The sequence below is a fragment of the Aeromonas sp. S11(2024) genome, assembly GCF_041402345.1.
GTDB lineage: Bacteria > Pseudomonadota > Gammaproteobacteria > Enterobacterales > Aeromonadaceae > Aeromonas > Aeromonas veronii.
In genome coordinates this window covers 103,029-121,330 of sequence record NZ_JBGLRC010000002.1, presented here as the reverse complement: position 1 = coordinate 121,330, position 18,302 = coordinate 103,029, and the positions used below count along the sequence as shown (strand labels likewise).

At 61.3% G+C, this 18,302-nt stretch carries 19 protein-coding genes; 5 read left to right on the top strand and 14 right to left on the bottom strand.

Features of this window, described 5'->3' with window-relative positions; translation table 11 throughout:
- The first annotated feature begins 33 nt into the window (after positions 1–33).
- The gene (locus ACB040_RS02385) at positions 34–516 is read left to right on the top strand and encodes a YMGG-like glycine zipper-containing protein (RefSeq protein ID WP_005354064.1); all 483 of its coding nucleotides are present in this window, start codon (positions 34–36) and stop codon (positions 514–516) included.
- Positions 517–612: 96 nt separating this feature from the next.
- On the opposite strand, the gene ACB040_RS02380 is transcribed toward ACB040_RS02385, so the two are convergent.
- The 5 genes from ACB040_RS02380 to ACB040_RS02360 form a co-directional block, all read right to left on the bottom strand.
- Complete coding sequence (locus ACB040_RS02380; protein ID WP_021229760.1) at positions 613–1,569, bottom strand: D-2-hydroxyacid dehydrogenase; 957 nt, start codon at positions 1,567–1,569, stop codon at positions 613–615.
- Positions 1,570–1,714: 145 nt separating this feature from the next.
- Positions 1,715–2,479, bottom strand: coding sequence for a DUF3530 family protein (locus ACB040_RS02375; RefSeq protein ID WP_144714433.1), 765 nt, complete (start codon positions 2,477–2,479; stop codon positions 1,715–1,717).
- A 134-nt stretch (positions 2,480–2,613) separates the two neighbouring features.
- Entirely contained in the window at positions 2,614–3,180 is a 567-nt protein-coding gene (gene efp / locus ACB040_RS02370; RefSeq protein ID WP_005362323.1) for an elongation factor P, read from the bottom strand.
- A 45-nt stretch (positions 3,181–3,225) separates the two neighbouring features.
- Positions 3,226–4,434: an elongation factor P maturation arginine rhamnosyltransferase EarP gene (earP, locus tag ACB040_RS02365; protein ID WP_371153093.1), complete on the bottom strand. Its 1,209-nt coding sequence runs from the start codon at positions 4,432–4,434 to the stop codon at positions 3,226–3,228.
- A gap of 96 nt (positions 4,435–4,530) precedes the next feature.
- A complete protein-coding gene (locus ACB040_RS02360) occupies positions 4,531–5,574 on the bottom strand; it encodes a GMP reductase (RefSeq protein ID WP_371153092.1) in 1,044 nt (347 codons plus the stop codon).
- Between the two features lie 381 nt (positions 5,575–5,955).
- Here ACB040_RS02360 and ACB040_RS02355 point away from each other — a divergent pair, with 381 nt between their 5' ends.
- Positions 5,956–6,450: an ATP-dependent zinc protease gene (locus ACB040_RS02355; protein WP_371153091.1), complete on the top strand. Its 495-nt coding sequence runs from the start codon at positions 5,956–5,958 to the stop codon at positions 6,448–6,450.
- Positions 6,451–6,488: 38 nt separating this feature from the next.
- Here ACB040_RS02355 and ACB040_RS02350 read toward each other — a convergent pair whose 3' ends face one another.
- The 7 genes from ACB040_RS02350 to ACB040_RS02320 all read right to left on the bottom strand — a co-directional run bounded on the left by ACB040_RS02350 (position 6,489) and on the right by ACB040_RS02320 (position 13,072).
- Entirely contained in the window at positions 6,489–7,925 is a 1,437-nt protein-coding gene (locus tag ACB040_RS02350) for an ATP-binding protein (protein WP_371153090.1), read from the bottom strand.
- A complete protein-coding gene (locus tag ACB040_RS02345) occupies positions 7,922–8,608 on the bottom strand; it encodes a response regulator (RefSeq protein ID WP_005335091.1) in 687 nt (228 codons plus the stop codon). The genes ACB040_RS02350 and ACB040_RS02345 overlap by 4 nt, the downstream gene beginning before the upstream one ends.
- A gap of 130 nt (positions 8,609–8,738) precedes the next feature.
- Positions 8,739–9,371: a tetratricopeptide repeat protein gene (locus ACB040_RS02340; RefSeq protein WP_371153089.1), complete on the bottom strand. Its 633-nt coding sequence runs from the start codon at positions 9,369–9,371 to the stop codon at positions 8,739–8,741.
- Position 9,372: 1 nt separating this feature from the next.
- Positions 9,373–10,242 carry an SDR family oxidoreductase gene (locus tag ACB040_RS02335; RefSeq protein ID WP_371153088.1) on the bottom strand — a complete coding sequence of 290 codons (870 nt, stop codon included), beginning with the start codon at positions 10,240–10,242 and terminating at the stop codon, positions 9,373–9,375.
- 42 nt (positions 10,243–10,284) lie between these two features.
- Positions 10,285–10,938 carry a TenA family transcriptional regulator gene (locus tag ACB040_RS02330; RefSeq protein ID WP_100645292.1) on the bottom strand — a complete coding sequence of 218 codons (654 nt, stop codon included), beginning with the start codon at positions 10,936–10,938 and terminating at the stop codon, positions 10,285–10,287.
- Positions 10,935–12,401: an AMP-dependent synthetase/ligase gene (locus tag ACB040_RS02325; RefSeq protein WP_371153087.1), complete on the bottom strand. Its 1,467-nt coding sequence runs from the start codon at positions 12,399–12,401 to the stop codon at positions 10,935–10,937. The genes ACB040_RS02330 and ACB040_RS02325 overlap by 4 nt, the downstream gene beginning before the upstream one ends.
- On the bottom strand, positions 12,398–13,072 hold the full coding sequence (locus ACB040_RS02320) for a thermostable hemolysin (RefSeq protein ID WP_123172523.1): 675 nt from the start codon (positions 13,070–13,072) through the stop codon (positions 12,398–12,400). Before ACB040_RS02320 ends, ACB040_RS02325 begins: the two co-directional genes overlap by 4 nt.
- A gap of 144 nt (positions 13,073–13,216) precedes the next feature.
- Between ACB040_RS02320 and ACB040_RS02315 the strand changes: the two genes are divergently transcribed.
- Entirely contained in the window at positions 13,217–13,864 is a 648-nt protein-coding gene (locus ACB040_RS02315; protein ID WP_258721187.1) for a class I SAM-dependent methyltransferase, read from the top strand.
- A gap of 39 nt (positions 13,865–13,903) precedes the next feature.
- Here the strand turns inward: ACB040_RS02315 and ACB040_RS02310 are convergent, their stop codons facing one another.
- Complete coding sequence (locus ACB040_RS02310) at positions 13,904–15,292, bottom strand: FAD-binding oxidoreductase (protein WP_338772281.1); 1,389 nt, start codon at positions 15,290–15,292, stop codon at positions 13,904–13,906.
- A gap of 28 nt (positions 15,293–15,320) precedes the next feature.
- The gene (locus tag ACB040_RS02305) at positions 15,321–16,244 is read right to left on the bottom strand and encodes an ABC transporter six-transmembrane domain-containing protein (protein WP_338772280.1); all 924 of its coding nucleotides are present in this window, start codon (positions 16,242–16,244) and stop codon (positions 15,321–15,323) included.
- Between the two features lie 107 nt (positions 16,245–16,351).
- Here ACB040_RS02305 and ACB040_RS02300 point away from each other — a divergent pair, with 107 nt between their 5' ends.
- Positions 16,352–16,945 carry a TetR/AcrR family transcriptional regulator gene (locus tag ACB040_RS02300; RefSeq protein WP_371153086.1) on the top strand — a complete coding sequence of 198 codons (594 nt, stop codon included), beginning with the start codon at positions 16,352–16,354 and terminating at the stop codon, positions 16,943–16,945.
- A 107-nt stretch (positions 16,946–17,052) separates the two neighbouring features.
- The gene (locus ACB040_RS02295) at positions 17,053–18,279 is read left to right on the top strand and encodes a winged helix-turn-helix domain-containing protein (protein WP_371153085.1); all 1,227 of its coding nucleotides are present in this window, start codon (positions 17,053–17,055) and stop codon (positions 18,277–18,279) included.
- Positions 18,280–18,302: the final 23 nt, after the last annotated feature.

The following is an 18,302-nucleotide window of genomic DNA, read 5'->3' as shown; positions in this document are numbered from 1 at the left end:
GCTGAATATTAATCAGGTTTGACAGGAGTACCCATGGAGATGAATTCGCGTGCTCTTCGCGCACTGGCACTGCTGGGCGCCTTGCTGGCTGGCAGCACGACCGTGCACGCCTCCGAGACCCTCAATACCATTTTGGGTGGCGGCGCAGGTGGTGTGGCGGGCACCATGATCGGCAAGGAGCTGGGTGGCGATACCGGTGCGCTGGTGGGGGCTGCGTTGGGCGGTGCTGCTGGTGGGGCTGCGACGGCCAACAAGGGCAACAAGAATGAAGCGGCCCTTGGCGGCGCGGTGGGGGCGCTGGGCGGTGCCGCCATCGGCAAGAGTGTCGGTGGTGATACCGGTCAGCTGATCGGCGCCGGGGTCGGCGGGGCGAGCGGTTCGGCCATCGGTGCCAAGACGGGCGATGGCCACAAGAGCCAGGATCGCTATTACGATGATGACGACGATCATCACCATCACAAGCACCACAAGAAGTACAAAAAGCATAAGAAGCACAGATGGCATGACGACGATTGATGTGCGCGCAGTGAGTGCGAAAGATGCAAAACGGGGCCAACAGGCCCCGTTTTGCATGGTGTGGTCACTCGATTTTGCGGTTACTCGCTTGTGCGGTTACACCAGCCGGTGCTGGCGGCGACCGGCGGCAAAGGCGTTGATGTTGTCGATCAGCTGATCGGCGAGACGCTGCATCGACTCTTCGCTGGCCCAGGCCACATGGGGGGTCAGAATGAAGTGGGGGTATTGCAGCGCTTTCATCAAGGGATGGTCGGGGGGCGGGGGTTCGACGCTCGCCACATCGAAACCGGCGCCACCGAGGCGGCCGTTGGCCAGCGCTTGCAGCAGCGCCTCCTCATCCACCAGCCCGCCACGGCCGACGTTGATCAGCAGGGCGCCCGGTTTCATCAGATCCAGCTCCCGCTCGCCAATCAGGTTGCGGGTGTAGGGGGTGAGCGGGCAGTGCAGGCTGATGACGTCCGAGCTTTGCAGCAACTCGTCGAGGGGCAAGCGATCCTCGTCGTGACTGGTGCCGACCTGGCTCTGGGCGTAACGCACTGTCATCCCCATCCCTTTGGCCCGCTCGCCGAGCGCCTGACCGAGCGTCCCTTTGCCGATGATGCCAAGCTGCTTGCCGTGCAGATCCATGATGTTATGGTCGAAAAAGCAGAACTGGCCGCTCTGTTGCCAGCGTCCCTCCAGCAGCGACTGGCGCCAGCAGAAGAGGTTGCGCGACAGGGCCAGCATCAGCGCCATGGCGTGCTCCGGCACCGAGGGGCCCGAGTAATTGCGGATATTGCACACCCCGACGTTGGCGGCGCGGCACGCTTCCAGATCCACGTTGTCGCTGCCGGTTGCGGCCAGGGCGATGAGTTTGAGCTCAGGCAGCTGGGCCAGTTCGGCGGCGCCGATCCGTACTTTGTTGATGATAGCGATGCTGGCATCTTTGAGCCGTTCCACCACCTGTTCCGGGGTAGTACTTGGATAGCTCTGCCAGTGGTGGGGGAAGTCGGGGTGATGCAGGGTGATGCCCGCATCCAGGGTATCGCTGTCGAGAAACACAATCTGCTGCATGGGCCTTCCTGCCATTGTTCAGGTTCGAGAGGCCATGATGCCAAAGAGGATGCAGTCAGAGCCAGTCTATCGTCGTGGCAGGGTTGGGCTTTATCCGGCAGATGTGAGCTGGCGCGCGCTTTATTGCGCCACGGTGACGGCTGGTTTAGAGCCAGCCCAGATGGTTGAGCCAGCCCTGAATGCGGGTGGGGGTCTCCTCCAGCTCCATCAGGGCGTAGGGGCGATAGTTGAGCTTGTTGCTGCGCCGGCTCTCGCTTCTGCGGGCCTCGGCGGCCAGCAGGGGCCAGCGACCGCCATCCTCCTGATAGAGGTCCAGGGTGGGGATGGCCGCCTGAGCCACCTGTTTGGCCAGGGTCTGGTTGCTCTGCTGGTTGGGGAAAAAACCATCGAGCAGCACCAGTGCATCGGGGGCGGGCAACTGTTCGCTGGCGATGAGGTTGGCAGTCCAGGCGGCGCCGGTACCTTGCGCCAGGATCAGCTTGAAGCCCCCCTCCTGCAGCTTGGCATCGGCCAGCTTGCTGATCCGCTCGGCAAACTGCTTGCGAAACTCATCGCTGTTTTTCGCTTTTTTCTCAGCGGCTGGGTCCAGTTCGGTCTGCTGGGGGGAGGGGAGCAGCAGCAGGGTATCAAAGCCCAGCCGACCGAGAGCGCGAGTCAGTTGCCAGAGCTGGCCGCTGCGCTGCCAGTCGGGCAGTAAAATGGCGAGCCCCAGATAGTTTTCACTGTCGTGTTTGGCAAACAGCACCGTCTGCTTGTCGATCTGGGTGGCATCGGGTAGCCCTTTCCAGTCGCTCGCTTGCCAGTGGTCGAGGGGCATAGGTTCGGCAACGGGGGGCGCAACCTCGCTCGCCTCTGCCCCATGGCCAGCCAGCAAGGTCAATAACAGCAGTGATAAGGATAATCTGGCCATAGTGTGTTCCCCCGGTTAACAGGGTTAGCGGCGGCGGCGGGATTTTCTGAAGGCGGGTGGTGCGATGACAACTCGGAGGCAATAAAAAAGCGAGCCGGTGGCTCGCTTTTTTGCAATCAATTCAAAGCGGTCAATTAGTTGACGCGACGCTTGAATTCACCGGTGCGGGTATCGATTTCGATCTTGTCACCGATCTCTACGAAAGCGGCAACAGCCAGCTCGTAGGTAGTGCCTTTCAGACGGGCAGGCTTGGTCACTTTACCGGAGGTGTCGCCACGGGCAGCCGGCTCGGTGTACTCAACTTCGCGCACGATGGTGGTCGGCAGTTCTACGGAGATGGCTTTCTCGTTGTAGAAAGTCACTTCGCAGATGTCTTCCATGCCGTCTACCAGGTAGTTCAGCACGTCACCCAGGTTGTCTTTCTCTACGTCGTACTGGTTGTACTCGGTGTCCATAAAGACATACAGGGGGTCGGAGAAGTAGGAGTAGGTGCACTCTTTACGTTCCAGCTGAACAACGTCCAGCTTGTCGTCGGCCTTGAAGACGGTCTCGGTAGCGCTGCCGTTCAGCAGGCCCTTCAGCTTCATTTTGACCACGGCGGAGTTACGGCCGGATTTGTTGAATTCAGCCTTCTGAACCACCATCGGCTCGGTGCCGATCATGACTACGTTACCAGCGCGGATTTCCTGTGCGGTTTTCATGTAAAAAATTCCTGTTCGTGAAACGGACGGATAAAAACTGCCAGATTATATACGGCTTTCTAAAAATTTCACCAACCGTGTGACGAGATCCCCGTCCCGGAGCAACTTCTGTGACCAGCTTCGCCCATGTTGCTGCCAAATGGCGCTATATCGGGGCCATTGGGCCCAAAGTTCGCTGCAATCTTCGCCACAGTTGAGAGCCAGATTAAAGCGGCGCAGCCATTGGCCGCACTCGGCGGGTAGATCGTATAAGTAGTGGTCAAGGAACTGCTCCAGCTTGACCAGATGGGCCTCTTCTTCCTGCTGGTAGATGTGCCAGAGGAAAGGACGAGCCGCCCACTGTGCCCGTACGAAGGAGTCCTCCCCACGCACCAGATTGAGATCGCAGCTCCACAGCAGTCGATCGTAACCGGCCTGATCGGTCATCGGCAGCAGCTTGATGGTGAGGTTGCCCGAGTGGAGCAGATCCCCCGCTTTGGCTGCAGGGATGGCATCAGTCAGACCGGCACCGGTGAGCACATCGTTGAGAGAGCGCCCCAGCGGCAGCAGCAGGGTGACGGGCGTGGCGCTCTGGCACCAGCTCTCGATCAGGCTTTGCAGCGCATCGCTCTCGTAGGTAAAGAGGCTGACCCGCAGCTCGTGCTCTTGTCTGGGCGGCAAACCGAGACTGGCCCAGTAGGCGGTAAGTCCCGCATCATCTTGCTGCCACAGCTCCCGTTCGGTGATGAGGTCGTGCTCGCACAAAAGGCCGCCGGTTTTAGCGGTAAAGCCCGGGAAGAAGAAGTATTTGTTGAGGCTTTTATTGCCAACACGCTGGGGCGAGGCGAGGCCGTGGCAATCCTCGACCCAGCTCTCTGCCGAGAGGTACTCCAGATTGATCCAGCAGGGGGGCTTGGGTTGGCTCGCCATCTGCTCGGCTATTCGTTCAATGAAGGGGGTGGGCAGCTCGCAGGCAAAGGCCTCGATCACCACCCTGGCCGGTGTCATGTCGCTCGGCAGGGTCTCATGCCAGTGCTGGATATAGATGCCCTCGACCCACTGGCCATCCTGCGCCGGGTCGAGCCCGGGGCAGATGCGGGCGAAACTTGCCAGATCGTCCACCCAGAGCCGCACCTGAACCTCATCGCCATGTGCCGCTATATTCCCCTCCCGTTTTAGTTGGCGGGCGAGTCGCCAGGTGACGCCGATGTCGCCGAAGTTGTCGACGACGCAGCAGAAGATGTCCCAGTCAAACGGGGGCAGGGGAGTTGTCATGGCTCAGGATCCCGGATGCAAAAAAACCGGTGCGCAGGGTAGCACACCGGTTGACTGGCTTCTAACCGTCAGCGCGTGACGGCGGTCTGTGGCAGGTTACTCCTTGCCGTAGACGTTGTTCTCTTGCTCGCGAACTCGGATGAAGGTAGTCCGTTTTGTCAGCTCTTTCAGCTGGCTGGCACCGACGTAGGTACAGGTGGAGCGCACGCCGCCCAGAATGTCGCGCACGGCGTTCTCGACCGTGCCGCGGTAGGGCAGCAGCACGGTTTTACCCTCGGAGGCGCGGTATTCGGCGACGCCGCCAGCGTGCTTGTCCATGGCGCTGGAGGAGCTCATGCCGTAGAACTTCATGAAGGGCTCACCGTCTACATCGACGATCTCGCCACCGCACTCTTCGTGGGCTGCCAGCATGCCGCCCAGCATGACAAAGTCGGCACCGCCGCCGAATGCTTTGGCGACGTCGCCCGGGCAGGTGCAGCCGCCGTCACCGACGATCTGGCCGCCGAGGCCGTGGGCCGCATCGGCACACTCGATGATGGCGGAGAGCTGCGGATAACCGACACCGGTCTTGACGCGAGTGGTGCAGACCGAGCCCGGGCCAATACCGACCTTGACGATGTCGGCGCCGGAGAGGATCAGCTCTTCGACCATCTCACCGGTCACCACGTTGCCCGCCAGAATGACGTGGTTGGGGCAGGCTTCACGAATTTTGCGCACGAACTCGACGAAGTGTTCGGAGTAGCCGTTGGCCACATCGACACAGATGAAGCGCAGCGCTTCGGACATGGCGAGGATCTGGCGGGTCTTGGCGAAATCTTCAGCCGAGGTGCCGGTGGAGACCATCACATGGCCCAGCAGCGCCGGGTCGGTCTCGTTGACGAAAGCTTGCCACTGCTCAAGGCTGTAGTGCTTGTGTACCGCGGTCATCATCTCGAAACCGGCCAGCGTGCGCGCCATTGCAAAGCTGCCGACGGTATCCATGTTGGCGGCGATAACGGGTACGCCTTGCCATTGGGTCTGGGTGTGTTTGAAGGTGAACTGACGGGTCAGGCTTACTTGGGAACGGCTCTTGAGAGTAGAGCGCTTGGGGCGGAACAGGACATCCTTGAAACCGAGCTTCAAGTCTTCTTCGATACGCATTACAAATTCCTTATTGAGCCTTGTTGAAAGTCACTTTTGCAGTGGCAAATTTTCGGCAGGCGCAAAAAAACCGGTGGTTTTCAGGCCCTCCGGTTTACAACAGTGTAGGCAAAAATCCATTCAGAACAAGACTGATAATTTGTAAATCCTTGTGGTAGCCTTTGGCGTCACAACCTGAGGTTAACCACCAGTTTCATCCAGCACCGTTCGGTGCCTTTCTCTCCTACGATATTCCCGCCCGCTTGGGCCGTCGTTCGGCCACTCTTTGTCGTCTCTCTCCTGACCCGCCAGATATTATCCAAGTAGCTGAAATAAATCGGATTGACCCACAATGGGACTGTGGTAGATCTGGGCGCAGGATTGACAAGGCAGGGCAGTAAAATGGGCAAGATGATGGTGGGGATCACCCTGATGCTGGCACTGTGTGGCAGTGCGCTGGCAGAGACCCCGACCAGCTATGGCTGGATCGAGAAGGGACTTATTTTGCCCACCGGCGTGGCGGTGAAGATGAAACTCGACACCGGGGCGCTCACCTCTTCCCTCGATGCACGCTCCATCACCAGATTCAAACGGGATGGCAAGCCCTGGGTGCGTTTCAGGCTGGTGGTGACCGATGCCGACAGCGGCAAGCTGGTCAAACAGCAGTTCGAGCGGCGGGTCGAGCGCAGCGTGACGGTGCGCGGGGCGGGCGGTATGGAGCAGCGGCCAACGGTGACCATGTCCATCTGTCTGGGGGACAAGGTGTATGAGGAGTGGTTCACCCTGAGGGATCGCAGCAAGATGATCTATCCGGTGCTGCTGGGCCGACGTCTGCTGGCGGAGCTGGGCCCGGTGGATGCCAGTCGAACCTTTACCGTGCAGCCAGATTGTCATTGAAAGTAAAGAGCCCGCATCGCGGGCTCTTTACTTATCGCTTATCTTGCCGGCGGCAGCGGGAGTAACACGCTCACCTCCAGCCCCCCTTCCGGCCGGTTGTGGACATCGAGGTCGGCGCCGTGCAGTTGGGCGATGCGCGAGACGATGGCCATGCCGAGCCCCACGCCATCCCCCTGCTGGGGATTGACCCGAAAGAAGCGTTCATACAGCCGGGGCAAGGCACTGGCGGGAATGCCGGGGCCATTGTCGCTCACATCCACCCTCACCCGGTTGCCCTCTCGCTGAACCCGCACCCTGATCTCGCCCTCTGGCTGGGTGTAGCGCAGCGCATTGTCGATGAGATTGCTGAACAGCAGCTCGAGCAGGGTGGCCTGCCCCATCACCAGCTGCGGCAATTCACATTCCAGCGACAGCTGCTGATCCTTCTTGAGCGCGATGGGTGCCAGGGTCGCGAGGGTGCCTTGCAGCAGGTGGCCTATCTCCAGCTCGGTCAGTACCAGTCCCTGCTGGTTGTCGATACGGGCCTGGGTCAGCAGTTGGCGGATCAGCCGATCGCTGCGGTCTAGGGCTTGCAGCATCTTGTGCAGGGATTGCTGGCGGCTCACTTCATCTTCGGCAGCTAGGGCATTTTCACTGTGGATCCGCAGCACTGCCAGCGGGGTGCGCAGCTCATGGGCCGCCTCGTTGGTGAACTGTTTCTCCCGCTCTATGGTCTCCGCCAGCGCCTGCATCAGCCGGTTGATCTCGTTGGTGAGGGGGGTCAGCTCCTGCGCGCTTATCTTGAGGCTGAGCGGGCTCAGGTTGGCGGGGTGACGCTCGCTGATGGCCTGGGCCAGCTGGCGCAGGGGGGCCAGCCCGCGGGTGATGAGCCACCAGAGCAGGGCCAGCAGGAAAGGCAGGGTGATCAGCAGCGGCAGCATGGTGAGGGTGGCCATCTTGCTGGCCAGTTCGCTGCGCTCGTCGTCCCGTTCTGCCACCACCAGCCAGGTCTGTTCCTGCTGGTTGTAGAGGGTGAAGGTGCGCCACTGGTGATTATCTTTTTCGACCGTGTCGAAGCCGATAGCCAGGGTGACCAGCGGCTGCTCCGGGGCGCTGGGGGCGCGCAGCAGCAAGCCGCCCTTTTCATCGAGCAGCTGGAAGTAGAGATTGCGTTCGAACTCGTGGCCGTAGGGGGTGATCTCCCGATCTTCGCCGGTCAGGTTGAGGCTGGGATCTTTTTGCCACTCATCGGGGTTCTGCGCCTCCCACTCCTGATAGACGGTGCCATTGGCGGGCAACTGCCCCTGCTGGGCCATATAGCGGGCCAGCAGCTGGTTGGTGATGCGGGCCGACTGGGCGAGGCGGGCATCAAACAGCTCCTCCATTTCGTGGCTCGCCTCCATGTAGCCGATAAAGGCGCTGATGGTGAGACTCAGGCTCACCAGCGTCAGGATACCGGTGAGCAGAAAGCGGCGAATGGAGCGCGGACGTTTCATCGTGCGGGTGTCCGGCTTGGCTGTTCGAGCTGGGGAATGATGTAGCCGACCCCGCGAATATTGCGGATGAGGTCGCTGTAGAACTTCTTGCGCAGATGGTGGATATGCACCTCTACCGCGTTGCTCTCGGCCCCTTCATCCCAGCCGTAGAGGCTCTGTTGCAGCTGATCCTTGCTCAGCACCCGGCCGCTCTGGCTGATCAGCTCCTGCAGAAGCTTGTATTCGTGGGGGGTGAGTTTGACCGCCTCCCCCTGATAGGTGACCTGCTGGGATTCTGGATAGATGAGGATGTCGCCATACTCCAGCACCGCTTGCGCCTGCCCCTTGCTGCGGCGAACGAGGGCGCGCAGGCGGGCGTTGAGCTCCTGCAGGGCGAAGGGCTTGACCATGTAGTCGTCGGAGCCGGCATCGAGGCCGACCACCCGATCGTCCAGCGCATCGCGGGCGGTGAGGATCAGCACAGGCAGTTGGTGTCCTTCACGCCGCAACTTGCGCAGCAGGCTGAGGCCATCGATGTCGGGCAGGTTGAGATCGAGGATCAGGGCGGCGAACTCGTCGCTCTTGAGGGCTGCCAGAGCGGGCAACCCCTGTTGCAGCCAGTCCACCGTGTAGCCGCTATGGCGCAGTGCATCCTGCATACCATCCCCCAGCATCACATCATCTTCCACCAGCAGGATCCGCATTCTTTTCTCCCTGTTTGTTGGGTGTCGCGATCTGGCTCAGCGCCAGGGTGTGCCGTGGCATAAACAACCCTGCCCACCAGTATGCAAGCTGGTGGGCAGAGTTTAAATAGTTCTTTGATCCATCAGGATTTTATAGCTTGGCCAGCCGTTCGCGGATCTCCATTCTGCGCCCTTCATCGGCCACTTCGCGGCCCGGGCGGGCCGGGGCGGCCAGCGCCTTGTCGAGGTAGGTTTTGGCCTCGGCCTTGCGACCCTGATCCAGCAGGAAGTCACCGTAGAAGAAGTTGGGGTCGATGCCATCCGGATTGATGGCCAGCGCCTGCTTGAGCAGCTGCTCTGCCTTTTCGTCATCGCCAAAGCCGACCGGCCACCCGGGCACCTGATAGTAGAGGGAGCCCAGACTGGTGTAGGCAGAGCCGTCCAGCGCCTTGGGGTCCTGCTTGAGCGCCAGCTCCAGCTTGGCTTTGGCCTCTTTCACCAGCCCCAGCGCTCCCAGCCCGCCCTTGGCGCCAGCCCAGGTGCTCTTGACGATGGCCGACCAGATCAGCAGATCGGCGCGAAAGGGCTCCTTGGCACTGGCCGCTTCGGCCTGGGTGCTCAGGGTTTCGAGGCAGCTCTCTTTCGCCTTGCCGGTCTGTTGATACTGGCAGACGGCCCACTGTTGCTGGATGGGGACGAGGGCATCACCCGCGGCCATGACCGAGGAGGACCCCAGCAGGATGGCGATGGAACAAGAGGTCACTGATTGACGGAAAAAGTTCATATTAATGCTCCTTCTTGGTCGGGATCGGGCGGGACAAGTCTGGTTGTGGCGCACTGTTTGCGCCGGCATCAGCCGTCCCTGGCTGAAGATGACGGGCATAACGTTTGATGATCGGCAGCTGTCTGGCCAACACCTTGTCGACGATGCCGGGCAGCAGGGCGTTGAGCCGCACGAACAGTTTTTCCGGCCAGCCGAGCCAGCTGCGGCGGGTTTCGTTGCACAGGGCGATGACTGCCTCTTCGGCGACTTGCTGCGGGCTGTCGGTCTGGGTGCCGAGCGCCGCATTCATCTCGTAAGCGGCCTCAGAATTGAGCTTGGTGCGGGTGGCGCGGGGGGCAAAGTGCAGCACCTTGATGCCGCTCCCCTCCAGCTCCCGTCCCAGCGCTTCGCTAAAGCCGCGCAGGGCAAATTTGCTGGCGCAGTAGACGCTGTAACCGGGGTAGCCGATGCTGCCCAGGCTCGACCCCATGTTCATGATGATCCCCGGCTTGCGCATGGTTGGCAGCAGGGCACGGGTGAGCTGGATGGGCGCCTCGATATTGAGCAGCAGCTGGCGCTCCACCTGCTCGAAGCTCTGATCTTCCAGCCAGGCAAACTGGTTGCAGCCAGCGTTGTTGATCAGGATGTCGAGTCCGTCCTCCAGCGCCGGGTGTTGCAACAGCTTGGCCCGCTCCTGCGCAGAGCCGAGGTCGGCGAGCACCACCTGATGGCGCTCGGGATGAGGCAGTGACTTGCACAGCCGCTCCAGTGCGGGGCCGCGACGTCCGTGCAGTAGCAGGTGTGCCCCCTGGGCGGCCAGCTCCTGCGCCAGCTCTTCACCTATGCCACCGCTGGCGCCGGTGAGCAGCACGAGTTTCCCTTCAAGGTTCATGGTATGGATTCCCTTTTTGCTGTCTGCTGATCTGCTGCCGACTTACGGTGTGGCGGTGAGGTTGTAGAGCATCTCGCCATAGAGGCGGTAGACCACCTTGGCCCCGTGAATGATGGCGGCCTGATCCGCCGGACTCTCGACCCGATCCATCAGGGACTCAAAGAATTTGAGGTGCTCCTGATCCAGGGCGCCGTGGGAGCTAAGGTAGCTCATCGCCTGGGGGGGCAGGCCGAGACCCTTTTTCAGCTGGTCGGCGACAGTGAGGGCGATGGCCACGCTGGTGCCTTCCAGCACCTGCACCATGCCGAAGAAGCCCATGGGGTTGCCGCGCTGGATCTGGTCGTAGAGGAAGGCGACCATCAGCTCGATGGGCAGCCCGGGCTGGCCGTGGCGCACCGCCTCGGCATCACCGCCACAGGCGCGGATATCGTTGAGGATCCACTCCTGATGGCCATACTCCTCGTCGATGTACTCGGCAATGGCGCCGCGCACCCACTCGTACTCCTGACCCAGCTTGCCGCCGGTTGCCATCAGGAGCGGAACTGTGTGGCGCACGTGGTAGTAGGCCTGCGCCAGAAAGGCGAGATAGGTGTCACGGCTGATGTCGCCACGGCGACAGGCTTCGATAATGGGGGCGTTGAACAGATGCTCACGCTCCTGGGCTGTGGCTTGTTGCAGAGTCTGATAGAAGCTCATGACGATTCTCCTGTAAGGCATTGGCTGATTTGCCGGGAAAAGTGTTGGTAAATCTCGTTGCGACGGGGGCGCCCGTTGGCGGTCAGCAGGCCGGGATGCTGGTCGAGTGCCACCGGCAACCAGTGGTGCAGCCGGGCATAATCGGGCAGCCGCTGGTTCAGACCTGCGATCTGGCGTGGCAGATCCGCCTCTTTGCCCGGCAGGGGCTGGATCAGCGCCACGTTGGCGGGTTGACCATCGCCAAACACCACGATGCGGGCGATGGCGGGGCAGAGCTGTGCTTCGGCCTCCACCCACTCGGGGGAGAAGTTGCGGCCAAAGGCGGTGATCTGGACATTCTTCTTGCGCCCGGTGATATGGAGGTAGCCCTCATCATCGAGATGACCCAGATCGCCTGTGGCGATCTGCATGGCAGAAGGTTCGCTGCTGCCGAGATAGCCCAGCATGGCGCTGCCGCTCACCATAATTTCGCCGTCGCTGGCGATGGTGACCTGACAGTGGGGCAGGGGGCGGCCGACGCTGCCGGGCTTGTCAGCATCCAGGCTGTTGAGCGCCACCACGGAGCCACACTCCGAGAGGCCATAACCTTCGTATACCGGCAGTCCGAGCTGGCGGGCATGTTTGATCAGGTCGGGTGCTACTTTGCCGCCACCGACGGCAATAAAGCGCAGGCTCTTGAGCTGCTGGGCCAGCGTCGGTGTGCTGGTGCAGAGCGCCAGCAGCAGGCGCAGCAGTTCGGGCACCAGCACCAGACTGTGGGTCGACCAGCGCAGCAGGGCTTCCCCCAGCATGGCTGGATTGAGCGAACTGGATCCGGTGAAACCGAGCTCCCCGAGGGACGGAATGCGGCTGCAGGCGCCAGTCAGCAGCGGCACATAGAGGCCGGTGATGTTCTCAAGCAGGGTGGCCAGCGGCAGCAGGGTCAGGTGTTTTTCCACCTTGGCTGGCGCGACTCGCTCGGCCAGCGCATGGCTCACCGCCATCATCTGGGTCAGTGACAGGCAGACGCCCTTGGGCTGACCCGTGGTGCCGGAGGTGTAGGTGATCTTGGCTGTGCCCTTGGACAGCGCCGGTCGATTGGCCGGGGTATGGCGCCAGAGCGGTAGCTCGCCGGTGATCAGCGAGATCGGTTCGGCGGCATGCCACCCCTGATGATATGGGCCGACCAGCGCATCGGCGCCGCTGCTCTCCAGCAACCAGGCCTGCTGGGCCTGACTGAAGAAGTGGGGCACAGGGATCACCAAGATACCGGCGCGGGTGCAGGCGAGATCCAGCAGCGCCCAGGGCAGGCCGTTGTCCAGTTGCAGCGCCAGACGGCTGATGTCGAGCTGTTGCAGCTGGCTGGCCAGACGCTGGATCTGTTGCCACAGGGTCTGGTAATCGAGACGCTGCTGGCTGCTCAGCAGCGCAGGGGATTGCGGATCCTCGTGGGCATGTTTGGCGATGGCGTCGAACAGGCTCATTGGGCGCACCTTTTTTGATGGGGTTGGTTATCACTGCTCTTGCCGGCATCGTCAAACAGGGTAGGCATGGGGGCCAGCAGATTGAGCAGCAGGCTGCTCTGGGCCAGCACCTCGCGCCCCTGATTGATGTCGCCCACCATCACCTTGGGTTGGCAACGGTAGTACTCACCCCAGGCATCGGCGTCGGCTCCCACCTGATAGGCCTGTGCGGGGGCCAGCTCCACCGGATTGAGTTGCAGGCGGGCAAAGCTGTTGCGCAGCTTGGCAGTGCCGGTAAAGACCACGTAGTCGAGGGCGTTTTCACACAGCAGACGACACAGGGCCGCGAACATCAGGCGGGCATTGCCCGGTTCGCTGCAGGCCAGATTGCCCACTTCGATAATGCGATTGCGTGCCGGATAGACCCCGAGGCGGGTATTGATGGCGGCCTCGATGGGTTGCTCCAGATACTGTTCCAGATAGAGAGGCCCTTCACTGGCATGATTGAGACCACAGGCACCGACCAGCGTCCCGTCCGCCCGATATAGCCCCAGCAGACAGGGGAGAAAATGGGGGATGCGGGCGTTGAACTCGAGGGTGTAGGCGGCCTGGATATAGGTTTGCAGCGCCATGACCTGCTGCGGGGACTTGGCTAGCAGCAATCGGTAGGGGGCCTGGATCTCGATGGTCATGGGTGACTCCTTCTCTTGCGATGGTTTGAGAGTAAAAGGGCAAACTTAAGAAACCCTTAAGGAGCAAAAAAAGTTGTCAGCGACGCGGCGGGCAGGCAATCTGCGCCGCTGTTATCCAACAGGAATCCCCCAAGAGGAACCGCCATGCCATCCACCGTCTGCTGCCCCCTGTGTGCCAGCCATCGCAGTTATCCCCTGCCGGTGGCGGGCAAACGCTATCATCGCTGCCTCGCGTGCGAGCTGGTCTGGCTGGATCAGGCGGATCATCTGGATGAGGCGGCGGAGAAGGCGGTCTATGACGGTCATGACAACCAGGTTGATGATCCCCGTTATCGCACCTTTCTGATGCGGGCATTTGGCGAGGTACTGAGTCGGGTGCCAACCCCAGCCAGTGGCCTCGATTTTGGCTGTGGCCCGGGCCCAGCGCTGGTGGCGATGGGGCGTGAGGCGGGTTACCAGATGGCGGGGTATGACAAGTTCTACGCCGATTTTCCCGAGTTGCTGACGCGTCAGTATGACTTCATCACCAGTACCGAGGTGATCGAGCATATCGCCGAGCCGCGCACGGTGCTGGCGCAGTTGTGGGATTGCCTCAAGCCCGGTGGCCTGCTGGTGCTGCAGACCCAGCGGGTGCTCAGTGACGAGCGGTTTAAAAACTGGCGCTATCGCCACGACCCGACCCACATTGTCTTCTTTGCCGAGGCATCGTTTCAGGTGCTGGCCGCCAACTGGCAGGCTGAACTCAGCTTCCCCCACGCCGATGTGGCGGTATTGCAGAAAGGCACGCCCTGAGGCGTGCCTTCGTCTGTTACTCGTCGGGTTCGCCCGGCGCTACTCCTTGTAGCCCTTGTCCTGCCACTGGTAGTACATCAGGGCAGATTTGACGCCGATTGACTTGAACGGCTCTGGCGGCAGCCACATTGGCAGCGTCTGCTCTGCGTGGTTGAACCAGGGATGCTCCTTGCCTTGATAGAGGCTGGCCACGATGTCGCCAAACAGGAAGGAGAGGTTGATGCCGTGGCCGTTGTAGCCGAGGGCGTAGTAGATGTTCTTGTGCTCCCCCATTACCCCCACCGCTTCGGTGCTGTCGCCGGTCATGCCGAGTACCCCGTCCCATACCTGTTCAAACTTGATCCCCTTGAGGGCCGGATAGAGGGTCACCAGCTCGGTCATCATCATCTCGCTGACCCGTTTGAGATCGCCCTTGTAGTTGAGGCCATCGTTGAAGACGTACTCTGCATTGCCACCACCGATGACGATGCGGTTATCCGGGGTCAACACCAGATGGAACAAGATGTTGCGGGTGTCGTAGTAGGGCACCCGACTCTGCCACTGGATGGCGGCCAGCTGTTTTTTGGTAAGCGGCTCGGTGACGGCGCTCTGGGCGTGTACCGGAAAGACCCGCCCGCTGAAGTAGCCAAGTTTTGAGGTATAGCCGTTGGTCGCCAGCACTATGCTGTCGGCGGTCACCTTGTACTTGTCGGCTACATTGAGCTCGATCTGCTTGCCCTCCTTGATCCCCATTACCGGGCTCTGCTCATAGATGGCGACGCCCGCCTGCTCCACCGCCTTGCGCAGGGCATTGACCAGTTTCATTGCGTGTACCTGACCGCCATTGGGGTCGTAGACCGCCCCCACGTAGCGGTCGGTGCCCAGTTTTTCCTCTGTAGTATCGGCGTTCCAGTACTGGAGCGGGATGCCGAGGCGATTGGCGGTTTTTACATAGTCGCGGTACTCGGCGATATCCTCCTCATCGAGGATCGCCTCCACATAGCCATCGAGCTTGAGGTCGGCCTCGACGCCGGTTGAGGCCACCAGCGCCTGCAGCTTGCGCATGCTGGCGACGGTGAGATCGTAGTGACGTTTGCTCGCTTCCCCCTCCTCATAGAGATCCATCACCTCTGAGCCCGGCAATACCATGCCGCCGTTGCGCCCCGAGGCGCCGCTGCCCACCTGCTTGGCTTCGAAGATGGCGATCTTGAGCGACGGGTTGGCCTTGGCCAGATGCCAGGCGCTGGAGAGGCCGCTGTAGCCGCCACCTATGATGGCGATATCCACCTTCATGTCTTGCGCCAGCGGGGCACTCTCCTCTGCCGGTTTCTCCTTGAACCAGTAGCTGGTGTTGGGCTCAAAGTCGCTCATCTTGGGGCCGCAGGCGGCGAGGAAAAAACAGCTGATGCACATGGTCAACGCTCGTTGGCAAAGGGTGGTCGGATTCATCTTCTACTCCGGTTACAGATACAAAATATCAAATCATTTCATCGGGTTGGGCGGTATTGACCCGGCGGCCGATATCTCGCAGCCGGGCCAGCTGATCGGCAAGACCGGGCCCCTCATCCAGGCTGGTGACAAAGTTCCAGAGGTAGGTCATCACAGCATAGACATGGCCTGCCGAGACCTGGGATTGGGCCATCAGCATGGTGATGGCCAGCAGGAACAGCAGGGAGGCGCTGATGCCGACCGCCAGAAAAGCGAGCGCCTCCCGATCCGAAATCCGGATGCGGATCCAGGCCAGCGCGCGGTAGTGGCGGGCGAGGTTGGCTGACTGGGCATGGGTGACCAGCTTGACCTCGTGCTCCAGTCGATCGTTGAGCCGCTCGTGCAGCAGCTGGTTCTTGCGCGAAAAGCCGGGCAGCAGCAGGCCGAACAGCAGCAATACCCCCATGCAGGCGATGCCGACCCAGAACTCGATCACCATCAGCATCACGGCCGCCCCGACGATGGAGATCAGGCTGGTGGCCAGGATCGGGATATGTTTCTCGAAGAAGTCGACAAACTCCCGCGCCAGAGTGACCCGCGCCACTATGGTGGATTGCCCCTCCTGCTGCTGGCGCTGGGTCAGGATCACCGGCACCGCCAGTGCCGCATAGATATGGGTAAAGGTGCGGGTATCGACCGCCCGGCGCAGGGCACCGATGAGCCAGAACAGCAGCACGATCAGGGCGTAGCTTGAAGCCTGCCACCACTGGCCCTTGACGATGGCGTCGATGGCAAAGCCGGCAAACAGGGGATAGACCACCAGCAGGATGTTTTCGAGGGCCACCAGCGAGAAGGTGCCCGCCAGCTTGAGGGGATTGGCCCGTGCAATCGCCCCCAGCGAACGACCGGCCGAGTGTGGCAACGGCGTGGCCTGCTCGTCGCAACTGGCTGCCGAAGTGGTTGGTGTTGTCATGGGTTATCTCCTAAGATGTCGGAAACGCTAATTTTGAGCGAGTGCTCAAAGTTTGTTTGAGCGACTGCTCAAAGTCAAGCAGATCGATTGATATCGCAGGAGGTCAGATGGCACGCCCATCAGCAGAACAGCGCAAAGAGATGATCATCGAGGCCGTACTGGCCCTGTTTCGAGAGAAGGGTATGGCGGCATCGTCAACCCGTGATATTGCCGAGCGCACCGGTCTGGCGCGCAGCCACGTCTACCACTACTTCAAGGATTGGAAGGAGCTCTGTCTCTGCGCCGTGGAGCGTTTCACCTATCAGGAGATCGCCGAGCAGCGAGAGTGGCTATTGCCGCTGCCGGCTCGCGAAGCGTTGCCGCTCTTTGTGCGGGACAACCTGCCGACCAGTCAGGATGCCTCCTGGGCCATCTACCTCGATGCCTGGAACGAGTCACTGCGCGACCCTGTGTTTGCCGAGAGCTACCGCAAAATCATTCTGGCCTGGCGCGAGGTGCTGGAGCAGATCCTGCAAAAGGGGAGCGACAGCGGCGAGTTTGTGGCGGGCGATGCCCGGCGACTGGCGCGTCAGATCACCTCCCTCATCAACGGCTATGCCGATGACCTGATTCTGGAGCCGACCCCCGAGACGGTAGAGGCCACTTATCAAGAGATCATGCTGGTGGTGAATCAGCTGGTCTTGCCCCTGGCCCACTCATAGCGGCACAGGCAAAAAAGGGTGGGGAGGCATGCCAGCGTGGTGTCTCCCCCGGTTTTGTTGGCCATCCGCCGGGCGCGCGATGGTCAGATACCAGGGAGCGGTTGTTGATGTCGATTACCCATTTGTCACTGCAAGATGCCCGTCATCTGCAACTGGCGGCGCAAGGGCTGCTTGCCCCCCGTCGCAGCAAGGCGACCCCGGCCGATCTGCTGGCTACCATCCGCCGCATGGCGCTGCTGCAGATCGATACCATCTCGGTGGTGGCGCGCAGCCCCTATCTGGTGCTCTTTAGCCGGCTTGGCCAGTATGAACCGCGTTGGCTGGAGCTGCTGTTGGCCGACGGCGAGATCTTCGAATATTGGGCCCACGAGGCCTGCTTTGTGCCCCGCGAAGATTACCGGCTGTTGCGCCATCGGATGCTCGACCCCGTCGCCATGGGCTGGAAGTTTTCGGCCAACTGGCTCGCCACCCATCAGCAGGAGATTGGCCAGCTGATCGAGCGCATTCGCCAGCATGGCCCGGTGCGGGCGGCTGACTTTGAACGCACAACCGGCAAGGGGAATGGCTGGTGGGACTGGAAACCGGAGAAGCGCCATCTGGAGGTATTGTTTACCACCGGTCAGCTGATGGTGCGGGAGCGGCGCAACTTTCAGCGTGTCTATGACCTGGCCGAGCGGGTCATCCCCGAATGGGATGACCAGCGGGATCTGCCGAGCGTCGAGCAGGCGCAGCGGGATATGGTGCGCGCCAGCTGCCGGGCGCTGGGGCTTGTCAAAACCGGTTGGGTTGCGGACTACTACCGGCTGCGGCGCGGCAAATACGATGACCTGCTCCATCAGCTGGCGGACGAAGGGGAGCTGTTGCCGGTACGGGTGGAGGGGGGGCAGCACGGCGCTTTTGTGCACGCCTCGCTGGCCGATGAGCTGGCAAGGGCACAGGCGGGCACCCTCAAGGCAACCCATACCACCGCCTTGTCGCCGTTCGACCCGCTGGTGTGGGATCGCAAACGGGCCAGTGAACTGTTCAACTTCGACTATCGCATCGAGTGCTATACCCCGGCCCCCAAGCGCCAATACGGCTACTTCGTGTTGCCCTTGCTCCATCGCGGCAAGCTGGTGGGCAGAATGGATGCCAAGGCCCATCGCCAGCAGGGGATCTTCGAGATCAAGAGCCTCTATCTGGAAGCCGGTGTGAGAGTGACCCGTACGCTTGCACAGGATCTGGCGAAAGCCCTGCAAAAGCTGGCTGACTGGCACCAGACGCCGCAGCTCCGTTATGGTGCCATTCCGGCCAATTTGCTGGCGTTGTGGCATGAAAGCGCCCCTGCAAAGTGAGCTCTATCCCTTCTGGGCTAAGC